We start from the raw sequence: 18,607 nt of genomic DNA, 5'->3' as shown, positions 1-18,607 counted from the left end.
CCGGCTCGTGCTTGCGCGCATTCGGGTCGGCGCCGTTCTCCAGCAGCAGGCGCAGGCCTTCGGGGTTCTCATTGAACACCGGCCAGGCCACCAGCGGCATGTCGCCCTTGTCGAATAAATGATCGGGATTGATGCCTTTTTCGTGGATCATCCAGCGGATCTGCTCGGCCTTGCGACGGTCGCTGGCGACCGCCAATTGCAGGGCCGGGCCCTCGAAGTAGTCGCCCGGGTCCCAGGGCAACCGGTCGCCGCCCGAGGGGGGCATCGCCCAGCATGCGGTCAGGGCGCACAGCATCAGGCCGGCCAGCGTCCAGCGGCGCAGCGGCGAGGGCGGTAGCGGCAGCGTCATGGTGGCGGTCGTCCTTGGCGTGGGGCGGCCCGAATGTAACAAAGCCGACGTTTGACAGGGGCGGGGCGAAGTGGCAGTTTCGGGCCGAGCTTAGCGCCGTTCAGGGATAGAACCGCCATGTCCACGCCCGAGCAGGACCTCCCGTCGCAAACCCCGCGCACGGCCGAGGAAAAGATCGCTCAATTGCGCGAGCAGCAGGCGCTGCTGGCGTCGATGCGGGCCAGCGGCGACCGCGAATTGGGCAGCCAAGCCGACGCTCTGCAGCGTCAGTACCACGCCCGCGAAATGGCTGGACTGGCCTCCGATGTTTATCGCGCCGCCGAGCATGCGGGTCAGCCGCCGCCGGGATGGCTGCGCGGCAGCGAGCATCCGGATCTGTTGCGCAGGGCGGGATTCGATATGAGCAATAGCGAAATCGACCGCTATCTGCAGCCCAACGATTCCGCGTTCCGCGCCGAGATTTATCTCCCCGATCCCAATGTGTTGGGCCCCGACGCCAGGCCCGTGCTCAGTTACAAAGGCTCCAACGGTCCGGTCGTATTCGACGAGGGCGGCAAGCAGGTCACTCGCGAATCGGCTCCGGAGGATTGGATGAACAACGGCCGACAGGGCCTGGGCCTGGAAAGCGATTACTACACTCGGGCGATGACCCTGGCCACGGCGGTGAATCAGTCGGGCATCCGCGGCAACTTCGAAATCGTCGGCCACTCCCTGGGCGGCGGCATGGCCTCCGCCGGCTCGGCCATTACCGGCGTGCCCGCCACAACCTTCAACGCCGCCGGCCTGCATCAGGCCACCGCGCAACGCTACGCCGACCAGAACGGCCTGACCGTCCACAACCCCAATCAGACCGTCGTGGCCTACCAGGTCACCGGCGAAGTGCTCACCGACGTGCAGACCAGCATCGACCGCATGAACGGTCAGCGCCGCGCCGAACTCGGTCGCGTCGCCAACCAGGCTTCGGAACTGATGCGCCTGCCGGGCGCGAAAGAGCTGCTGGGCCAGCAGCTCGCGCAGCACCTGCCTTACAGCCGCGAGGCCCAGGCCGACGCGCGCGGTCTGGTCGATGCGCTGGCGACACAGTCGGGCAACCGCGCGCTGCGCGACATGCCGCTGGCGGCGGGCCAGGTGCAGCCCTTGCTGACGCCGAAGACGCGCGACGCCCAGGGCAGCCTGATCGACCGACCGCAGGCGATGTCGCTGGGGCAGGCCGGCGAGTTCGCCGGTCCGCTGCTGCGCGTGGCCACGGTATCGCTGGCCGGCGCCCAGGTCGGGCGTCAGGCCGGTGAAGTGGTCGCCGGTGGCGGGCGCGTGGCCGATCGAGGATTGGACCTGGCCGGCGACGGCGCACGCGTGAGCCTGCAGATGAGCGGTCGCGCGGCCCAGGCCGGCACGCATACGGTTGGCCAGATCGCCGGCTGGCAGGTGCGCACCGGCAGCGAGGCGGTGGCCCAGGTGCAACTGGTGTCCGGACGCGCGGCGGCCGCCGTCGACATGGTCCAGTGCGAAGGCGCCAAGTGGACCAACAGCGCTACCAATACCTTCCTGCGCGGCGCCGGGCGCTGGGTGCCGATGCTCAACGACATCGCCGATCAGCGCGACCGCGCCACCGCGCAGTACTGCGAGACCCAGCGCGGCGAAGCGCGCGCGGCCCTGAGCGGTTCGCAGCAGGCGGCCAACAACACGCGCGCGGGCGCCAGCCAGGGCGCGCGCGCGATCGAGCAGACCGCCGACGCGGTCGGCGCCCACGTGCGTCGCGGCGCCGACGGCGCGGGGCATTCCATCGATGCCACGCTCGATGCCACCGGCTACCAGATCCGCCGCACCACCAGCTACGCGCCGCTGGGCTTCGCCCTGACCGGCGCGACCGTGGCCGGCGTCGGCGGCGCCGCGGTCACCTTCGATCCGACCCGTCCGGGCGGCATCGGCAACATCGTCCAGACCAAGGTGCTGTTCGACAACATCGGCCAGGCCGCGGGCGAAGCGGTGCAGCGCCACGGCATGATCGACACCGTGCTGCCCAGCCTGGATTTCCGCACCCGCGAAATGGAACGTGCGGCCGCGCAACGCCTGCCGCAGACGATCGTACCGCCGACGCAGGACAGCCCGATCGTGCCGCAGGCGACTCCGGGCGCGCGCGGCGCCAACGCGAACCCGCAGGGCGACGGCGTGCTGCTCAACGATCCGCGTCATTCGCAGTATCCGCTGTACCGCGGCGCGGCCGAGGGCGTGTACGCCTTGGACGCGCGCTTCGATCGCACCCCCGATCCGCGCAGCGACCAGCTTGCCGGCTCGCTCGCGGTCGCGGCGATGCGCAGCGGCATGCAGGAGATCAACCACGTCGAGCTCAGCCGCGACGCCAGCCGCGTGTTCGCGGTGCAGGGCCGGCTGGACGATCCCGCGCGTCTCAACGCCAGCGTCGAAACCGCGCGCGGCATGGACACGCCCTTGCGCGAGAGCACCCAGCGCGCGGCCGAGATCGAAGCCGCGCGCGCGCCGAATCAGGCCCAGTCTCAGACCCAGGATCCAAGCCAGGATCCGCAGACCGCCGAACGCGCCGCGCGTCGGGCCTGAGCCTCGGTCTTTCCCGCGTCGCGCGTTTGCGCGGCGCGGCCCATCTTTCGACGTCCTGCGCCAGCGCCCGGTCGCGTGTTCCGACGACGCGCCCGTCGGCTTCGTGTCGCCCACGCCTGCCGGAACCCAGGCCGCCGCCATTCCCAGACCGGCCTGCGACCGCGAATCCGACCGCCGTCCGATTTTGACCGGTTCGGCACATATAACTCGTAGGAAATGTGACTAGGGAGCGAGTTTGCCTGTCGGCCTTGGTCGACAGTGAGTTCACACGGACGAACAAGGAATGTTCGATGGCACTGCGCATTCTGCTTCTGTGCACGGCGTGCAATGGGCTGACGCAACTGGTCTCGTGCCGGTTGTCGGAACTGGGCCACGACGTCGTCATCCAAGTCGCCAGCGACCCCGAAACCATGCAGCAGGCGGCGCAGCGCGAGCGCCCCGACCTGATCGTGGCGCCGATGCTGAAATCGGCGATACCCGAGGCCGTCTGGAACCGAACCACCTGCCTGATCGTGCATCCCGGCATCGTCGGCGATCGCGGTCCGTCCTCGCTGGACTGGGCGATCCTGGAAGGCGAGCGCGAGTGGGGCGTGACCGTGCTGCAGGCGGCGGCGGAGATGGACGCCGGCGATATCTGGGCCAGCGCGAACTTCCCGATGCGCGAGATCGGCAAGAGCGAACTGTACCGCCACGAAGTCGCGCAGGCCGCGATGCGTGCGCTGTTGCAGGCGATCGAACGCTACGCGTCCGGTCTGCACACGCCGCGCTCGCTCGACTACCGCGATGCCGATGTGCGGGGACGGCTGCGTCCGTCGATGCGCGCGGCCGATCGTGCCGTCGATTGGGACCTGCCCAGCGCGACCATTCTGCGGCGCGTGCGCTGCGGCGACAGCGCGCCCGGCGCGCGCGCGCTGCTCGCCGGTCTGCCTTGTCAGCTCTACGACGCCTGGCCGGAAGCGACGCTGCGCGGGCGTCCCGGCGAGTTGCTGGCGCAGCGCGAAGGCGCGGTTTGCGTGGGCAGCGGCGATGGCGCGCTGTGGCTGGGTCATCTGCGCGCCAAGGAGGGCATCAAGCTGCCGGCGGCGCAGGTGCTGGGACGCCGGCGCATGAGCAAGGTGCCGGAGCGGCCGATCGAGATCGACGCGGCCGATGGGCCGGACACCTGGCGCGACATCCGCTACCGCGAGGACGGCGAGGTCGGCTACCTGCATTTCGATTTCTACAACGGCGCCATGTCGACCCGGCAATGCGAGCGCCTGCGCGCGGCGTATCTGCATGCGCGTCAGCGGCCGACCAAGGTGATCGCGTTGATGGGCGGCCGCGATGTGTGGAGCAACGGCATCCACCTCAACCAGATCGAAGCCGCGAGCGATCCGGCGCTGGAATCGTGGCGCAACATCCTGGCCATGAACGCGCTGGTGCGCGAGATCGTGCTCACCGACAGCCATCGCGTGGTCGCGGCCATGCAGGGCAACGCCGGCGCCGGCGGCGTGGTGCTGGCGCTGGCCGCCGACCAGGTGTGGGCGCGCGGCGGGCTGGTGTTGAACCCGCACTACCAAGGCATGGGCGGCCTGTACGGCTCGGAGTACTGGACCTATCTGATGCCGCGCCGGGTCGGTGCGGCGCGCGCGCTGGAGCTCACCGAAAGCCTGCGCCCGCTGACCAGCGAACATGCCGCGCGCATCGGCCTGATCGATGCCGCGTTCGGCGAGGACGGGGCCGGCTTTCGCAGCGAGGTGGAAGCGCGTGCGCGGGTCCTGGCCGAGCCCGAAGCCTGGCGCAAGGCGATGGGCCTCAAGCGCCGACGCCGCAACGGCGACGAGCGTCGCAAGCCGCTGGAGAGTTACGCGGCCGAAGAGCTCAGCCACATGTACCGCAACTTCTTCGGTCCCGACCCGGCCTACCACGATGCGCGCCGCCGCTTCGTGCGCAAGGGCGCGCCGGCGCCCGCGAGCGAGCCCGCGCACGACACGCGCGATTCGCGCGAGACCGCCTCGCCGGCCTGACGCAGCGCCAGGCGCAAATGCGAAGGGCCGGGATAACCCGGCCCTTCCTTCATGCGCTGGTGGCTGGGCTCAGTGGCCGCCGGCCGCGGCCGCGCCGACCTTGGCCTGGAACGGCGGCTTGGCGAACCAGACGAACACGATCACCGCCAGGAAGATCAGGCCGAGCAGGTGGAAGATCTCGTTGAAGCCGATTTGCGCGGCCTGGTTGGAGATCATCCGCTCCAGCATCGCAGCGCCGGTCTGCAGGTTGCCGCCGCCCATGCGGGTGGCGGTCTCGATCAGATTGGGATCGTAGGCCGACAGCTTTTCGGTGAGATGGGCGTGGTGGACCGCGCCGCGCTCGGTCCAGGCGTAGGTGGTCAGCGAGGCCGCGAAGCTGCCGCCCAGGGTGCGCATGAAGGTCGCCAGACCGGAGCCGGCCGCGATTTCGTGCGGCTGCAGGTCCGACAGCAGGATCTGCAGCACCGGCATGAAGAACAGCGCCACGCCGAAGCCCTGGAACAGCTGCACCATCGCGATGTGGTTGAAGTCGACGTCGAGGTTGAAGCCCGAGCGCGCGAAGCTGGTCAGCGACATCGCGATGAAGGCGAAGGTGGCCAGCCAGCGCAGATCGAACTTATGCGCGTAGCGGCCCACGAACGGCGTCAGCAACACCGGCAATATGCCGATCGGCGCGGTCGCGAACCCTGCCCAGATCGCGGTGAAACCCAGATTGCGCTGCAGCCACAGCGGCACCAGGATGCCGACCGCGAAGAAGGCCGCGTAGGCGATCACCATGGCCGCCGTGCCGGCGGCGAAATTGCGGTGCCGGAACAGGCGCAGGTTGACGATCGGGTCCTTGTCAGTGAGCTCCCAGATCACGAACACCGCCAGCGCGATCGCCGACACGATCGCCAGGATCACGATCAGGTTGGAGCGGAACCAGTCCTCGTCGTTGCCCAGGTCGAGCAGGATCTGCAGGGCGCCGACGCCGATCACCAGGGTGATCAGGCCGACGTAGTCCATCTTCGGCTTTTCCAGCTTCTCCGGGCGGCCGCGCAGCTGGCTGCCGACCACCAGGCTGGCGAAGATGCCGATCGGCACGTTGATGAAGAAGATCCATTCCCAGCTGTAGTTGTCGGTGATCCAGCCGCCGAGGATGGGGCCGGCGATCGGCGCGACCACGGTGACCATCGCCAGCAACGCGATCGCTTGTCCGCGTTTGTGCGGTGGATAGATCGAGATCAGCAGGGCCTGGGTGATCGGGTACATCGGGCCGGCGACGAAGCCCTGCAGCGCGCGCGCGGCGACCAGCAGGCCCATGCTGTTGGCCAGGCCGCACAGCAGGGAGGCGATCACGAACAAAAAAGTCGCCCACACGAACAGCTTGCGCTCGCCGAAGTGGCGGGTCAGCCAGCCGGTCAGCGGCAACGCGATGGCGTTGCTGACCGCGAACGAGGTGATTACCCAGGTCGCCTGGTTGGCGCTGCCGCCCAGATTGCCGGAGATGGTCGGCAGCGAGACGTTGGCGATGGTCAGGTCGAGCACCTGCATGAACGACGCCAGCGCGAGGCCGAGCGTGGTCAGCGGGATGTTCGGTGGCCGGAAGCCGGCTTGTGGGGCGGGCGCGGCTGCGGTGGCGGTGGCGGACATGGAACGGCCTTGAGAAAGAGTGGCGCGGCGTTCGTCGCTGACGGGGCGGTGTCGCGATCAGCCGCGACACCGGACTGCGGTTGGGCGAGGGCGCCCGGCGCTTCGAGCGGGCGCGAGGGCGCGGGACGGGCCCGCGCGCCCTGCGCTCAGCCGTGGCGGTTGGGCAGGTTGTCGTTGACGATCTTCTCGATCAGCGCGTCGGCGTCGGCGATCTGCTTGGCGTAGGCGTCGGTGGTCAGCACCGGTTTGGCCGGGGTCGAGCCGGCCAGCATCGCGCCGTCCTGGCCGCGGATGTTGACGTCGACGTGCATGCTCAGGCCCAGGCGCAGCGGGTGTTCGAGCACCTGCTTGCGATCGACCTCGATGCGCACCGGCACGCGCTGCACGATCTTGATCCAGTTGCCGCTGGCGTTCTGCGCCGGCAGCAGGGCGAACGCGCTGCCGGTGCCCATGCCGATCGCGGCGACCTTGCCTTCGAAGGCCACGTCGCTGCCGTAGAGGTCCGAATGCAGCTCGACCGGCTGGCCGATGCGCATGTTGTTGAGCTGGGTTTCCTTGAAGTTCGCGTCCACCCAGACCTGCTCCAGCGGCACGATGGTCATCAGCGTGGCGCCGGGCTGCACGCGTTGGCCCAGCTGCACGTTGCGCTTGGCGACGTAGCCGGAGACCGGTGCGACGATGGCGGCGCGCTGCAGGTTGAGGTAGGCCTGGCGCAGCTGCGCGGCGGCGGCGGCGACCTGCGGCTGCTTGCCCAGGGTGGTGGCGTCGACCAGCGCGCGGTTGCGCGACAGGGTGCCGCGCGAGGACGACAGGGTGGCTTCGGCGGCGGCGAGTTCGTCGCGCGCGTGGGCCAGCTCCTCGGCCGAGACCGCGCCGCTGGCGACCAGGCCCTCGCGACGCTTGACGTCGGCGCGCGCCTTCTGCACCGCGACTTCGCGCGCGCTCAGATCGGCTTGGCCGGCATCGACCGCGCTGTACAGGCCGCGCACCTGGCGCACCGTGTTGGCGAGGTTTGCGACCGCCTGTTCGTAGGCGACCTGGGCGTCGTTGGGATCGAGCTGCACCAGCACCTGGCCGGCCGTCACCTTCATGCCGTCGTCGGCGCCGATGCTGACCACGGTGCCGATCGACTGCGGGGTGATGCTGACGATGTTGCCCTGCACGTAGGCATCGTCGGTGTCCTGGTGCCAGCGCGCGACCAGCAGATACCAGGCCGTCCAGCCGATCGCGGCGATCACCACCACGGCCAGCAGGAGGAGCAGGAACTTGCGGCGCTTGCCGTTGGTCGGCGCGGCCGGGGCCGCGGCTTGCGGATTGATTTCGGTGGTCATGGCGTGGAGGCCTTGGCGATGTCGGAATTGGAGATGGCGGTGGTGGGGGCGGCGAGCTGGAGTCCGCCGCCGAGCGCGCGATCGAGTTCGATCGAAGCGCTCAGGCGCTGCGCGCGCAGGGTCACGATCTGCTGGTCCAACTGCAGCAGCGGGCGTTGCGCGGCCAGCACGTCGAGCTGGGTGCCCAGGCCGCCGCGATAGCGCGCCGTGGCCAGTTGCCAGGCCGACTGCGCGGCGTCGCGCGCCTGTTGCGCGGAGACCAGCTGCGCGTCCAGCGAACGCGCGGCCTGCAGGGCGTCGGCGACTTCGCGCAACGCGCCGACCAGGCTCTGGTTGTAGTTGGCGACGGCGAGGTCGTAATCGGCGTCGCTCTTGGCCAGCTGATTGCGCAGACGGCCGCCGTCGAAGATCGGCATGCTGATGGCCGGGCCGCCTTGCAGCAGCAGGGCGTCGCTGGAGAACAGGTCGGACAGGCCGCCGGAGGCCAGGCCGATCATGGCGCTGAGGTTCACGGTCGGATAGAAGTCGGCCTTGCTCGCGTCGATGCCGTGCGCGGCCGCTTCCACGCGCCAGCGCGCGGCGACCACGTCGGGGCGGTGGCCCAACAGTTCGCTCGATGCGACCGCCGGGATCGCCGGCGCGGACGCGCTCAGCAGGGCCGGCTTGGCGATGCTCTGGCCGCGGTCCGGGCCCTTGCCCAGCAGCGCGGCGATCGCGTTGCGGGCGGCGTCGATCTGCTGCTGCGCCGCTTGCGCCTGCTGTTCGGCGGAGGCGACCGTGCTTTCGGCGTTGCGGATCTGCAGTTGGTTGTCCAGACCGGCCTTGACGCGCTGACGGCCGAGGCCGAGCAGGCGGCTGGCGCGTTCCTTTTCGGCGACCGCGACGTCCTGCGCCGCATGCGCCTGCGCCAGCGCGACGTAGGCGCGCGCGATGTTGGACGACAGGGTCAGACGCGCGGCCTGGGCTTCGACTTCGGCGGCGCGGGCCTGGCCCAGGGCCGACTCCCAACGCGCGCGATGGCCGCCCCACAGGTCGGGGCTGTACTTGAAGCTCAGCGACAGCAGTTCGACGCCGCTGTAGTGGCCGCCCAGCGGTTCCGGGGCGACGGTCTCGGGAATGCGCACGCCCGCGTACTGGGCGCTGGCGCCGACGGTGGCCTTGCGCGCGGCGTCGGCCAGGCCGGCCTGCGCGATCGCCTGGCGCACGCGCGCATCGGCGGCGTCCAGGCTGGGCGTGCCGGCCAGGGCTTCGGCGATCAGGCTGTCGAGTTGGGCATCGCCCAGCGCGGTCCACCAGTCCTGCTTCGGGAAGGCGGCGTCGGACACCGCGTAGGCGCCCAGGCTGCGCTGGCTCTCCAACGCGTCGGCGTCGAGCGCGCGGCCTTCGGGGGCCAGGCCGTGGGTGCTGGCGCAGCCGGCCAGGATCAGCGCCGCGGCGAGCGCGGTGAGCAGGGGGCGCAGCGCGCGTCGCGGCGGCGCGGCGGCAGTGGTCGAGACAGGGATGTTCATGGCTCAGGAACCGGAGGGAGTGAGGTTGTCGCGCACCTGCTCGAGCAGGCGCGTGAGGGTTTCGCGTTCTAGATCGCTCATGCCGCTCAACGCCTGCTCGCGCACGCGCTGGCCGCACTTGTTGATGTCCTGCCAGATCGTCATACCGGCGTCGGTCAGATGAATGTTCAAAGCCCGGCGATCCGACGGATCGGCGACCCGCGCGACCAGGCCGCGCGCTTCCAGCCGGTCGAGCAGGCGGGTCATGGCGCCGGGGTTGAGTTCGGCGGCGCGCGCCAGGTCGGTCACGCCGGCGGTGCCGTCGGCGAGCTTCTTCAGGGTGATGTACTGGCTGAACGTGAGCTCATGGCCGGCGGCGGCCAGCTCGCGCTCCATCTGCGCCCACATGGCGTCGCGGACCTGGCGGAACAGCAGGCCCAGGGTGGAGCCGCTGCAGGCGATCGGGGGAGGGGCGGTCTTCATGGGGCGGCATATTGCTACCCCGTGCAATAGTTGTCAATGCAAATATTGTTACGTCAATGGAACGCCGTGTCGCGGGCGCGCGTCCGTGCCCGCCCAGCGCCTGTCGCCCGGCGCTCGACGGAAATTAATTTAAATAAATCAGTTAGATGTGACGTGTTCTTCGCTCAGGCCAGCGCGGCCAGCGCGATCACGTCCAGCAACACATGGGCCAGGATCACCGGCCATAGCCGTCCGGTGCGGGCGTACCAGCCGGCGAACAGCAGGCCCACCGGCACGATGCCCAGCACCGCGGCCGAGCCCTGATAGAGGTGGTAGGCGACCCGGATCGCGGTGCTGACGTGGATCGCCGGCCACAGGCCCCAGCGTTCGCGCAGGGCCACCAGCACGTAGCCGCAAACGAAGATCTCCTCGTAGAAGCCGTTCACCGCCGAGGTCGCCAGGATCGCCGTCCAGCCCACGTCGGGCGCCATCTGCACGGGCTTGAGCGCGGTGCCGCTGGACAGCGCCAGCGCCGCCAGCACCTGGTACGACAGTATCGACGCCGCCACCAGGACCAGCGCGGGCACCGCATCGCCGGTCTGCGCCGGCGGCCCGAAATGCGCCATCGTCCAGCCGCGCAGGCGCAGGAAATAACCGAGCATCGCGATCACCGTCAGTTCGACGATGAGCACGCTCCACAGGTCGGCGGCGCCGTAGGTGTAGGCCGTGTCGGTCTGCGCGGGCGCGCCGGACAGCACGCTCTGCAGGCTGGACAGCAATGCCCAGCCGAACGCCAGCCCGATCACCGCCACGAACTCGCTGCGCGGCGACAGCGAGCGGATCCAGTCCTGCATGCGCGATTCCGATTGCGGTGGTGCGAGAGGGCGGTGGACTCAGGTCCGCTGCAGGACCAGCTCCAGCACGAACTTGCTGCCGAAGAACGCCAGCACCAGCAGCGCCATCGCGGCCAGGGTCCAGCGCACCGCGGTGCCGCCGCGCCAGCCGTAGCGCCAGCGGCCGATCAGCAGGCCGCCGAAGGCCAGCCACGACAACACGCTCAGCGCGGTCTTGTGCACCAGGTGCTGGGCCAGCAGGTTCTCGACGAACAGCAGGCCGGTCAGCAGGGTCGCGGTGAGCAGCACGAAGCCGACCGCGATGGTGCGGAACAGCAGGGTTTCCAGCTCCACCAGCGGCGGCAGGCCGCGCAGCCAGCCGTGGAACTCGCGCCGTCGCAGTGCGCGCTCCTGCAGCCACAGCATCGTCGCCAGCAGGGCCGCGATCGCGAGGGTGGCGTAGGCGAGCAGGGCGAACCAGGCGTGCAGCTGCAGGCGCCAGTCCAGCGGCTCGGCCAGCACGTGGCCGTAGGCGTGGTAGCCGATCAGGGTCAGCGCCGCGAGCGGGAACACCACCACGCCCAGCGCGGCCATGCGCCCGGACGCGCCGACCACCGCGGTCAGCACCGCCATGCCCAGCCCGACCAGGGACAGGGCGGCGAAGAAGTGCAGGTCGGCGCCGCCGGCGAGCTTCCAGGCCATCAGGTGCGCGGCGCCGTGCAGCAGCACCGCCAGGTCGGCCGGCAGCAGCCACAACCGGGCCTTGCGCCCGCCGTCCTTGCGCACGGCCGCGGCCAGCAGCCCGGCGGCGACCAGATAGAGGACCACGGCGATGAGAACGATTGTCATCGCCGCAGTGTGGCATACGAAGGCTAGAAGTGAGCGCAGAGAAGTGAGAAGTGAGCGAAAACAGGCCCTTACTCACTTCTCACTTCTCTGCGCTCACTCCTGATCTTTCCCATGCGCCGCTATACTTGCGGCCCCGTCGTCCAGCCGATCCGCCCGCCCATGTTCGAATCCCTGACCCAACGCCTGTCCGGCACCATCGAGCGCCTGCGCGGCCGCGGCCGGCTGACCGAGGAGAACATCCGCGAGGCCACCCGCGAGGTCCGCATCGCCCTGCTCGAGGCCGACGTCGCGCTGCCGGTGGTGCAGGCCCTGATCGAGCGCATCAAGGTGCGCGCGGTCGGCCAGGAAGTGCTGAAGTCGCTGACCCCGGGCCAGGCCCTGATCAAGGTGGTGCGCGACGAGCTCACCGCGGTCATGGGTTCGCAGGCCGCCGACCTCAATCTCAACGTGCCGGCGCCGGCGGTGATCCTGATGGCCGGCCTGCAGGGCGCGGGCAAGACCACCACCGTCGCCAAGCTCGCCAAGCACCTCAAGGAACGCCGCAAGAAGAAGGTCATGGTGGTCTCGGCCGACGTCTACCGTCCGGCCGCGATCGAGCAGCTCAAGACCCTGGCCGAACAGGTCGACGTGCTGTTCTTCGCCTCCAGCGCCGACCAGAAGCCCGAAGCGATCGTGCGCGCCGCCATCGACGACGCGCGCAAGTCCTACGTCGACGTGCTGATCGTCGATACCGCCGGCCGCACCAGCATCGACGAAGCGATGATGGCCGAGATCAAGGCCCTGCACGCCGCGGTCTCGCCGGTGGAAACCCTGTTCGTGGTCGACTCCATGACCGGCCAGGACGCCGCGGTCACCGCCAAGCACTTCAGCGAAGCGTTGCCGCTGACCGGCGTGGTCCTGACCAAGACCGACGGCGACGCGCGCGGCGGCGCCGCGCTGTCGGTGCGCTACATCACCGGCCGTCCGATCAAGTTCATCGGCGTCGGCGAGAAGCCCGACGGCCTGGACGTGTTCCACCCCGACCGCGTCGCCAGCCGCATCCTCGACATGGGCGACGTGCTGTCGCTGGTCGAGCAGGTCGAGCAGCAGGTCGACAAGGACAAGGCGCAGAAGCTCGCCGAGAAGGTCGCCAAGGGCAAGAAGTTCGACCTCAACGACATGAAGGACCAGCTCGAGCAGATGCAGAACATGGGCGGCCTGCACGGGCTCATGGACAAGCTGCCGGGCATGGGCCAGATCCCCGAGGCGGTCAAGAACCAGGTCACCGGCAAGGAAGTGCCGCGCATGGTCGCGATCATCAACTCGATGACCAAGAAGGAGCGTCGCAATCCGGCGCTGCTCAACGGCTCGCGTCGCGCGCGCATCGCCAAGGGCTCGGGCATGACCCCGGCCGACGTCAACAAGCTCATGAAGCAGTTCCAGCAGATGGAAAAGATGATGAGCAAGCTCTCCGGCGGCGGCATGAAGGGCCTGATGCGTGGCATGAAGGGCATGATGGGCGGCCGCGGCGGCATGCCGTTCCGCTGATCGTCCGGCGCCGGCGCGCCAACACCTAAACGGCGGCCACTGGCCGCCGTTTTCGTTTGCGCGAACGCTTCGCAAGGCCACCGCTCTTGCGCCCAAGGGCGGCCGCTGCCTGCTGTAGGAGCGGCGCGAGCCGCGACCGCGTCGGCGCATGAAGTCGCGCAATCGCGGCTCACGCCGCTCCCACAGATAGCGGGCGCGCGGCCTTGGGGTAGGAGCGGCGTGAGCCGCGATCGGATCCAGGCCGAGCCCCGGCATCCCGTGTGCCAAGCCGGGTCGGGGCCTTGCGTCGAACGCCCTGTGATGTAGCGACGAATCAGGCGCGCAGCCGGCGAGGCTTTCGGCGCCATCGCCATCGCCATCGCCATCGCGCGGTCGCGGCTTACGCCGCTCCTACCCCAAAGCAGCGCAACCCCTGCCTTCTGTGGGAGCGGCGTAAGCCGCGATCGATACGAGAGGAACCGCGACCGCGTCGCCGCTGCGACATCGCAGCGCCCGCGATCGCAGTGTCCGCATAGGTACACCAACCGCGTATCGCCCGTTGCGATTGCGTTCGCCGCGCATCGACCGACCGACGGCGCGCGCCGTCTTAATGGCGGAGACGTGCGAACGCGATCATATCCCTGCAGCGCGATGCAGGACCGCAACGCGCCGCGCAGTCGCCACCGACTGGCCGCCGGCTCGCCAGTGCCGGCGGGTTCGCCACAGGCCGCATCGCTCCGGGGTAAGGGCGGCGCGGCCATCATCAAGGAGTGAAGCGCCTATGACGAAGATGTTCCGCCGTTGCACCACCGCCGCGCTCGCGTTCGCGGGCCTGTTCGCCGCTACCGCGCATGCGGACACGGTGTTCGCCGTCCACAGCCAGGCCGGCGACCCGGTCGGTGCGGGCCAGTCCGCCGTGTACACCGATACCGACTCGACGATGACGATGGAGGCCGACGTGCACTCCATCCGCCTGACCGTCGCCCGCGGCGACGACCACTGGTACGTCTCCGTGGGGGCGCCGCCGCAGCGCAAGTTCGAACTGGGCCGTTACTACGACGCCGAGCACCCCACCTTGCGTACCGGCCGCGCGCCCTACGTGTACATGGCCAATGCCGGTCGCCGTTGCGACGATCTGTGGGGCGAGATCCATATCCAGCAGCTGGAACTGGATCGGCAGGGGCGGGTGGCGGCATTGGAGGCCACGGTGCTGCAGCGCTGCGGCAGTGCGGGCGCGCCGGTGCTGGCGGCGGTGATCCGGCACAACGTGGCCCCGTACTCGGTGAAGCTCGACAGCGGCGGCGACGATCCGGTCGGCCAGGGTCTGCAGAAGAGCTATTTCGGCGATACCAGCACCTTCCATCTGCTGGGCGAGTCGAACTACATGGACTTCACCGTGAGCGGCCAGCGCGACGTCTGGCGCGCCAAGCTCAGGCCGCCGGCCGGCGGCGTGCTGCAGCCGGGCACCTGGCCCATCGGCACCGATACCAGTGCGCTGTTCGTGTTCGATCGCCCGAACCAGGGGCGCTGCGGCTGGATCAGCGGCGGCCAGGTCGAGGTCAAGGGCGTGCGTTACGACCCCCTCGATGGGCGCCTGATCGGGATCCACGTGGACTTCGAGCAGTTCTGCGACGGCGCCGACAAGCCCCTCCGCGGCAGCATCCGCTACGGGTTGTAAGCGTTATCGGGCCCCACCACGGAAGGCGGGGCCGGCCAGGGACGGCCGTTCAGGCAGGGGCAGGCGGCGTGGCCAGGGAGGGCCCGCCGCCGCGCCAGGGCCCGGGCGCGGCCACCCGGGCGTGTGTGGGCCGGGCGGCGAGTTTGCCTAAGCCCACGGATCGGCTACAATTTCCGGCTTACCTCGCCAATCCGGCGACTGGGCAACACAGGAACTGTAAAGATGGTCAAGATTCGCCTGACTCGTGGCGGCGCCAAGAAGCGTCCGTTCTACCACATCATCGTCACCGACAGCCGCAGCGCCCGCGACGGCCGCAACATCGAGCGCGTCGGTTTCTACAACCCGGTCGCTACCGGCAACGAGAAGCGCGTCGAACTCGACATCGCTCGCGTCGAGCATTGGGTGAGCAAGGGCGCTCAGTTGACCGAGAAGGTCGCCAGCCTCTACAAGCAGGCCGGCAAGGCCGCTCCGGCCGCCTAAGCCACTTCGCCGCGCGCCTCGCGCGCGCGGCGACCGCCGCACGGCCGTATCGCAATGACCGAATCCACGCGTCGCATCCTGCTGGGCAGGGTGCTGAGCGCCTTCGGCGTGCGCGGCGAGGTCAAGCTCGAGTCCTGGACCGAGCCTCGCAGCGCCATCTTCCGCTACCAGCCCTGGATCGTGCGCGACCCGCAAGGGCGCGAGCGCGAGCTGTCGGGCGTGCGCGGCCGCGAAAGTGGCAAGTATCTGGTCGCCAGCTTCCCCGATGTCGCCGACCGCGATGCCGTCGAGGCCCTGCGCGGCACCGAAATCTACGTCCCGCGTTCGGCGCTGCCGCCGCCCAGCGAGGGCGAGTACTACTGGGTCGACCTGGAAGGCCTGCGCGTGGTCACCGTCGACGGTGTGTCCCTGGGCCAGGTCTCGCACCTGTTCGCCACCGGCGCCAACGACGTGCTGGTCGCGCGCGACGACGAGCGCGAGCGCATGATTCCGTTCGTGATTCCGCAGTACGTGACCTCGGTGGATTTCGAGGCCGGCGTGGTCACGGTGGACTGGGATCCCGAGTTCTAGGAACGAGCGCTCAGGACTGAGCAGCGAGCAAATGCTTCCAGCCTCTGTGTTTGTCGCTCCGGTCCCTTGCGTTGGAGGTCCCGGTTCGGCGTAGCCTTTACGCTCTGTCCTCACTCCTCTGCGCTCACGTCTGCCCATGCGTATCGACATCGTCAGCCTGTTCCCCGAATTCGTCGCCCAATGCGCGGCCTTCGGCGTGGTCGGGCGCGCGGCCGAGCGCGGGCTGCTGTCGTTGCGGGGCTGGAACCCGCGCGACTACGCCGAAGGCAACTACCGCCGCGTCGACGACCGCCCGTTCGGCGGCGGCCCTGGCATGGTGATGCTGATCGATCCGCTGCGCGCCAGCCTGCGCGCGGCGCGCGCCGCCGATCCGGCGCCGGCGCGGGTGATCTACCTCAGCCCGCAGGGCGCGCGCCTGACCCAGGCCAAGGTCCGCGAGCTGGCCGCCAGCGAGCGCCTGATCCTGCTGTGCGGCCGCTACGAGGGCGTGGACGAGCGCCTGATCCGGGCCGAGGTCGACGAGGAGCTGTCGATCGGCGACTACGTCCTGTCCGGCGGCGAACTGGCGGCGGCGGTGGTGGTGGACGCGGTCGCGCGCCTGCGCGAGGGCGTGCTCAACGACGTCGAATCGGCGGCCCAGGACAGCTTCGAGGACGACGGCCTGCTGGACTGTCCGCACTACACCCGCCCGGTCGAGCACGAGCTGGGCCCGGTCCCGGAGGTGCTGATGTCCGGCAACCACGCCCGGATCGCGCGCTGGCGGCGCCAGCAGGCGCTGGGCCGGACCGCCGAGCGGCGCCCCGATTTACTGGACGAAGCCGGCCTGTCCAAGGACGATCGCGGCCTGTTGGCCGCTTATCGGGCCGAACAGGCGGTCGCCGCGGCGGCCGGGGCGGCCCAAGACCGGGGGCAGGGCGGCGATCCGGCCCCGCCGGCTCCGGCCGAAGCGGCTAAGCCCTAGTCACGCAACGAAAAAGGCCGTTATAATGCACGGCTTCATTGCTCCATCCATGCCATGACGCGGGTCCACGTGCACTCGCGCAACAACTAATCCAACAGGCCGTGCCATGAACAAGCCCTCGCTCCACACCCTGCTGCAGAATTTCGAAGCCGAACAGGTCCAGCGCCAGCTGCCGGACTTCGGCCCCGGCGACACCATCGTCGTCAACGTGAAGGTCAAGGAAGGCAACCGTGAGCGCGTCCAGGCCTACGAAGGCGTGGTCATCGCGAAGAAGAACGGCGGCCTGAACTCCTCGTTCACGGTGCGCAAGATCTCGCACGGCTTCGGCGTCGAGCGCGTGTTCCAGACCCACAGCGCGATCATCGACTCGGTCGACGTCAAGCGCCGCGGTAAGGTCCGCTCGGGCAAGCTGTACTACCTGCGTGGCCTGGAAGGCAAGAAGGCGCGCATCAAGGAAGACCTGGCCGCCTACGCGCGCGCCAAGAACGCCGCCGAGTAATTCCCGCGTCGCGCGCCTTGTGCGCAGCGTGGAAAACGGCCGCCGCGAGGCGGCCGTTTTCATTTGCGCTGTCCCGTATGAGGCGTCTGGCTCGGCGCCGCTCGCGGCGTTCGATCGCTAGGCCGGGGTCCTGCACCGCGTGCGTAGCCCGGTGTTTCGCGCGCCACGCCCGCAAAGATCGCGACCTACGCTACCGGCGCAAGCTTGGTCCGGCATGGCGCCATGCGCTAGATTCCTTCGCATGGCGTCGCCGACGCGGTTGCCGAAGACTCTCGCGCAGGAGCGCACGCATGCCACCGAACTTGTCCGTGGGCGATATCTGTACCTATCTGCGCAGCGATGGCCTCTGGGGTTTCTTCTGGGTCCAGCGCATCGACCCGCTGCCGGACGGCAGTGCGGCGATGTCGCTGCGCAAGTTCGACGTGAATGCCGACGACGAAGTTCTGGCCGAGCACGTCGACGATGTGGCCGAACTCAAGGGCCTGCCGCTGCTCGGCCATTTTCCTATCGTCGACAGTCGCGTGTTCGAGGCCGCGCCGCGCGTGATCGGGTCGATGCCGGTGGCCGACGAGGATCTGGAGGGCTATCGGATCTGGCGCGAAGCTTTCGACGCGGGCGAAGCCGGGGTATTCACCTTGGCCTTGGAAGAGATCTGAGCCACGGCGCACTGGCGCGCGCGTGGTTCCAGTCCGGCGCGAAATAGCCCTGCGTCGCCCCGATTCACCGTGATTTCAGAACTCCGCGCCTAGCGTGCATTCTGCGCAGCGCCGCATCCGTGATACCGATGAAGACGACTTCCGAAAAATCGCATTCCTCCCCCGAGTCCGCGCCGACGACGGCCAGCGTGCGTCTGGATCTGTGGCTGTGGGCGGCGCGCTTTTACAAGACCCGCAGCCTCGCGCGCAGCGCCATCGAGACCGGCAAGATCGAGGTCGGCGGCCAGCGCGCCAAGGCCTCGCGCGCCTTGCGCGCGGGCGACGCGCTGCGCATCGCCCGCGGCGAGGAACTGTTCGAGGTGCAGGTGCTCGCGCTCAGCGACACCCGCGGCCCCGCCAGCGTCGCCCAGACCCTGTACGCCGAAACCGAGGCTTCGCGCGCCGCGCGCGAAGCCGCGCGCGCCTTGCGCGTGGCCGAACGCAACGGCTACCAGGCACCCGAGACCAAGCCCGACAAACGCGCGCGCCGTCTGATCCGCGCGCTGGGCGATATCGACGCGTTGTAGGGGCGGGCGCGCCTGGTCCGCGCTGATGGACCGGTCGCATTGCGTGAGCGGCGCCGCCGCCAGGATGGCGCGATCGCGGCTTACGCCGCTCCCACAGTCGGCAGCGCTAGCGCCCTATGGATATCGAGTCGTCGCTGGCGTCGGTGCGCAAGCCGCCGGAGCCGAGCG

At 69.5% G+C, this 18,607-nt stretch carries 16 protein-coding genes and 1 pseudogene; 10 read left to right on the top strand and 7 right to left on the bottom strand.

The features are described from left to right. Positions 1-349: pseudogene (locus BMZ45_RS14510) on the bottom strand (hypothetical protein); the annotation flags it as partial. A gap of 117 nt (positions 350-466) precedes the next feature. Between BMZ45_RS14510 and BMZ45_RS14505 the strand changes: the two are divergent. Further along, positions 467-2,923: an XVIPCD domain-containing protein gene (locus BMZ45_RS14505; RefSeq protein WP_091637220.1), complete on the top strand. Its 2,457-nt coding sequence runs from the start codon at positions 467-469 to the stop codon at positions 2,921-2,923. Between the two features lie 290 nt (positions 2,924-3,213). Continuing rightward, entirely contained in the window at positions 3,214-4,929 is a 1,716-nt protein-coding gene (locus BMZ45_RS14500) for a hydrogenase maturation protein (protein ID WP_217643205.1), read from the top strand. 69 nt (positions 4,930-4,998) lie between these two features. On the opposite strand, the gene BMZ45_RS14495 is transcribed toward BMZ45_RS14500, so the two are convergent. From BMZ45_RS14495 to ccsA, 6 genes are all read right to left on the bottom strand, one after another. Further along, positions 4,999-6,561: a DHA2 family efflux MFS transporter permease subunit gene (locus BMZ45_RS14495; RefSeq protein WP_091637219.1), complete on the bottom strand. Its 1,563-nt coding sequence runs from the start codon at positions 6,559-6,561 to the stop codon at positions 4,999-5,001. Positions 6,562-6,707: 146 nt separating this feature from the next. After that, positions 6,708-7,892: an efflux RND transporter periplasmic adaptor subunit gene (locus BMZ45_RS14490; RefSeq protein ID WP_091637218.1), complete on the bottom strand. Its 1,185-nt coding sequence runs from the start codon at positions 7,890-7,892 to the stop codon at positions 6,708-6,710. Next, entirely contained in the window at positions 7,889-9,400 is a 1,512-nt protein-coding gene (locus BMZ45_RS14485) for an efflux transporter outer membrane subunit (protein ID WP_091637217.1), read from the bottom strand. The genes BMZ45_RS14490 and BMZ45_RS14485 overlap by 4 nt, the downstream gene beginning before the upstream one ends. A 3-nt stretch (positions 9,401-9,403) precedes the next feature. Next, on the bottom strand, positions 9,404-9,862 hold the full coding sequence (locus BMZ45_RS14480) for a MarR family winged helix-turn-helix transcriptional regulator (protein WP_091637216.1): 459 nt from the start codon (positions 9,860-9,862) through the stop codon (positions 9,404-9,406). A gap of 164 nt (positions 9,863-10,026) precedes the next feature. After that, complete coding sequence (locus tag BMZ45_RS14475) at positions 10,027-10,695, bottom strand: CPBP family intramembrane glutamic endopeptidase (protein WP_091637215.1); 669 nt, start codon at positions 10,693-10,695, stop codon at positions 10,027-10,029. Positions 10,696-10,734: 39 nt separating this feature from the next. Then, positions 10,735-11,523: a cytochrome C assembly family protein gene (gene ccsA, locus BMZ45_RS14470; RefSeq protein WP_091637214.1), complete on the bottom strand. Its 789-nt coding sequence runs from the start codon at positions 11,521-11,523 to the stop codon at positions 10,735-10,737. Positions 11,524-11,682: 159 nt separating this feature from the next. On the opposite strand from ccsA, the gene ffh reads away from it, so the two are divergent. The 8 genes from ffh (at position 11,683) to BMZ45_RS14430 (ending at position 18,439) form a co-directional block, all read left to right on the top strand. Further along, on the top strand, positions 11,683-13,050 hold the full coding sequence (gene ffh / locus BMZ45_RS14465) for a signal recognition particle protein (RefSeq protein ID WP_056175819.1): 1,368 nt from the start codon (positions 11,683-11,685) through the stop codon (positions 13,048-13,050). Positions 13,051-13,810: 760 nt separating this feature from the next. Continuing rightward, positions 13,811-14,707, top strand: a complete 897-nt coding sequence (locus BMZ45_RS14460) for a hypothetical protein (RefSeq protein ID WP_091637213.1) — start codon at positions 13,811-13,813, stop codon at positions 14,705-14,707. 222 nt (positions 14,708-14,929) lie between these two features. Then, entirely contained in the window at positions 14,930-15,187 is a 258-nt protein-coding gene (rpsP, locus tag BMZ45_RS14455; RefSeq protein ID WP_091637212.1) for a 30S ribosomal protein S16, read from the top strand. A gap of 54 nt (positions 15,188-15,241) precedes the next feature. Continuing rightward, positions 15,242-15,757, top strand: a complete 516-nt coding sequence (gene rimM / locus BMZ45_RS14450; protein WP_091637211.1) for a ribosome maturation factor RimM — start codon at positions 15,242-15,244, stop codon at positions 15,755-15,757. Between the two features lie 136 nt (positions 15,758-15,893). Continuing rightward, complete coding sequence (trmD, locus tag BMZ45_RS14445) at positions 15,894-16,718, top strand: tRNA (guanosine(37)-N1)-methyltransferase TrmD (RefSeq protein ID WP_091637210.1); 825 nt, start codon at positions 15,894-15,896, stop codon at positions 16,716-16,718. Between the two features lie 106 nt (positions 16,719-16,824). Beyond that, a complete protein-coding gene (rplS, locus tag BMZ45_RS14440) occupies positions 16,825-17,217 on the top strand; it encodes a 50S ribosomal protein L19 (RefSeq protein WP_056175799.1) in 393 nt (130 codons plus the stop codon). A gap of 290 nt (positions 17,218-17,507) precedes the next feature. Continuing rightward, positions 17,508-17,873 (top strand): hypothetical protein, encoded by a 366-nt coding sequence (locus BMZ45_RS14435; protein WP_139215524.1) that lies wholly within the window; start codon positions 17,508-17,510, stop codon positions 17,871-17,873. A gap of 128 nt (positions 17,874-18,001) precedes the next feature. Then, positions 18,002-18,439: an RNA-binding S4 domain-containing protein gene (locus BMZ45_RS14430; protein ID WP_091637208.1), complete on the top strand. Its 438-nt coding sequence runs from the start codon at positions 18,002-18,004 to the stop codon at positions 18,437-18,439. The last annotated feature ends 168 nt before the right edge of the window (positions 18,440-18,607 follow it).

The organism is Lysobacter sp. cf310 (genome assembly GCF_900114355.1).
GTDB lineage: Bacteria > Pseudomonadota > Gammaproteobacteria > Xanthomonadales > Xanthomonadaceae > Lysobacter.
The sequence above is the reverse complement of the archived record's forward strand: the minus strand, read 5'-3'. Positions and strand labels throughout refer to the sequence as shown.

Bases quoted from the DNA above. Each gene is read 5' to 3' on its own strand.
- BMZ45_RS14505 (WP_091637220.1), top strand. From the start codon at position 467: ATGTCCACGCCCGAGCAGGACCTCCCGTCGCAAACCCCGCGCACGGCC.
- BMZ45_RS14500 (WP_217643205.1), top strand. From the start codon at position 3,214: ATGGCACTGCGCATTCTGCTTCTGTGCACGGCGTGCAATGGGCTGACG.
- BMZ45_RS14495 (WP_091637219.1), bottom strand. From the start codon at position 6,561: ATGTCCGCCACCGCCACCGCAGCCGCGCCCGCCCCACAAGCCGGCTTC.
- BMZ45_RS14490 (WP_091637218.1), bottom strand. From the start codon at position 7,892: ATGACCACCGAAATCAATCCGCAAGCCGCGGCCCCGGCCGCGCCGACC.
- BMZ45_RS14485 (WP_091637217.1), bottom strand. From the start codon at position 9,400: ATGAACATCCCTGTCTCGACCACTGCCGCCGCGCCGCCGCGACGCGCG.
- BMZ45_RS14480 (WP_091637216.1), bottom strand. From the start codon at position 9,862: ATGAAGACCGCCCCTCCCCCGATCGCCTGCAGCGGCTCCACCCTGGGC.
- BMZ45_RS14475 (WP_091637215.1), bottom strand. From the start codon at position 10,695: ATGCAGGACTGGATCCGCTCGCTGTCGCCGCGCAGCGAGTTCGTGGCG.
- ccsA (WP_091637214.1), bottom strand. From the start codon at position 11,523: ATGACAATCGTTCTCATCGCCGTGGTCCTCTATCTGGTCGCCGCCGGG.
- ffh (WP_056175819.1), top strand. From the start codon at position 11,683: ATGTTCGAATCCCTGACCCAACGCCTGTCCGGCACCATCGAGCGCCTG.
- BMZ45_RS14460 (WP_091637213.1), top strand. From the start codon at position 13,811: ATGACGAAGATGTTCCGCCGTTGCACCACCGCCGCGCTCGCGTTCGCG.
- rpsP (WP_091637212.1), top strand. From the start codon at position 14,930: ATGGTCAAGATTCGCCTGACTCGTGGCGGCGCCAAGAAGCGTCCGTTC.
- rimM (WP_091637211.1), top strand. From the start codon at position 15,242: ATGACCGAATCCACGCGTCGCATCCTGCTGGGCAGGGTGCTGAGCGCC.
- trmD (WP_091637210.1), top strand. From the start codon at position 15,894: ATGCGTATCGACATCGTCAGCCTGTTCCCCGAATTCGTCGCCCAATGC.
- rplS (WP_056175799.1), top strand. From the start codon at position 16,825: ATGAACAAGCCCTCGCTCCACACCCTGCTGCAGAATTTCGAAGCCGAA.
- BMZ45_RS14435 (WP_139215524.1), top strand. From the start codon at position 17,508: ATGCCACCGAACTTGTCCGTGGGCGATATCTGTACCTATCTGCGCAGC.
- BMZ45_RS14430 (WP_091637208.1), top strand. From the start codon at position 18,002: ATGAAGACGACTTCCGAAAAATCGCATTCCTCCCCCGAGTCCGCGCCG.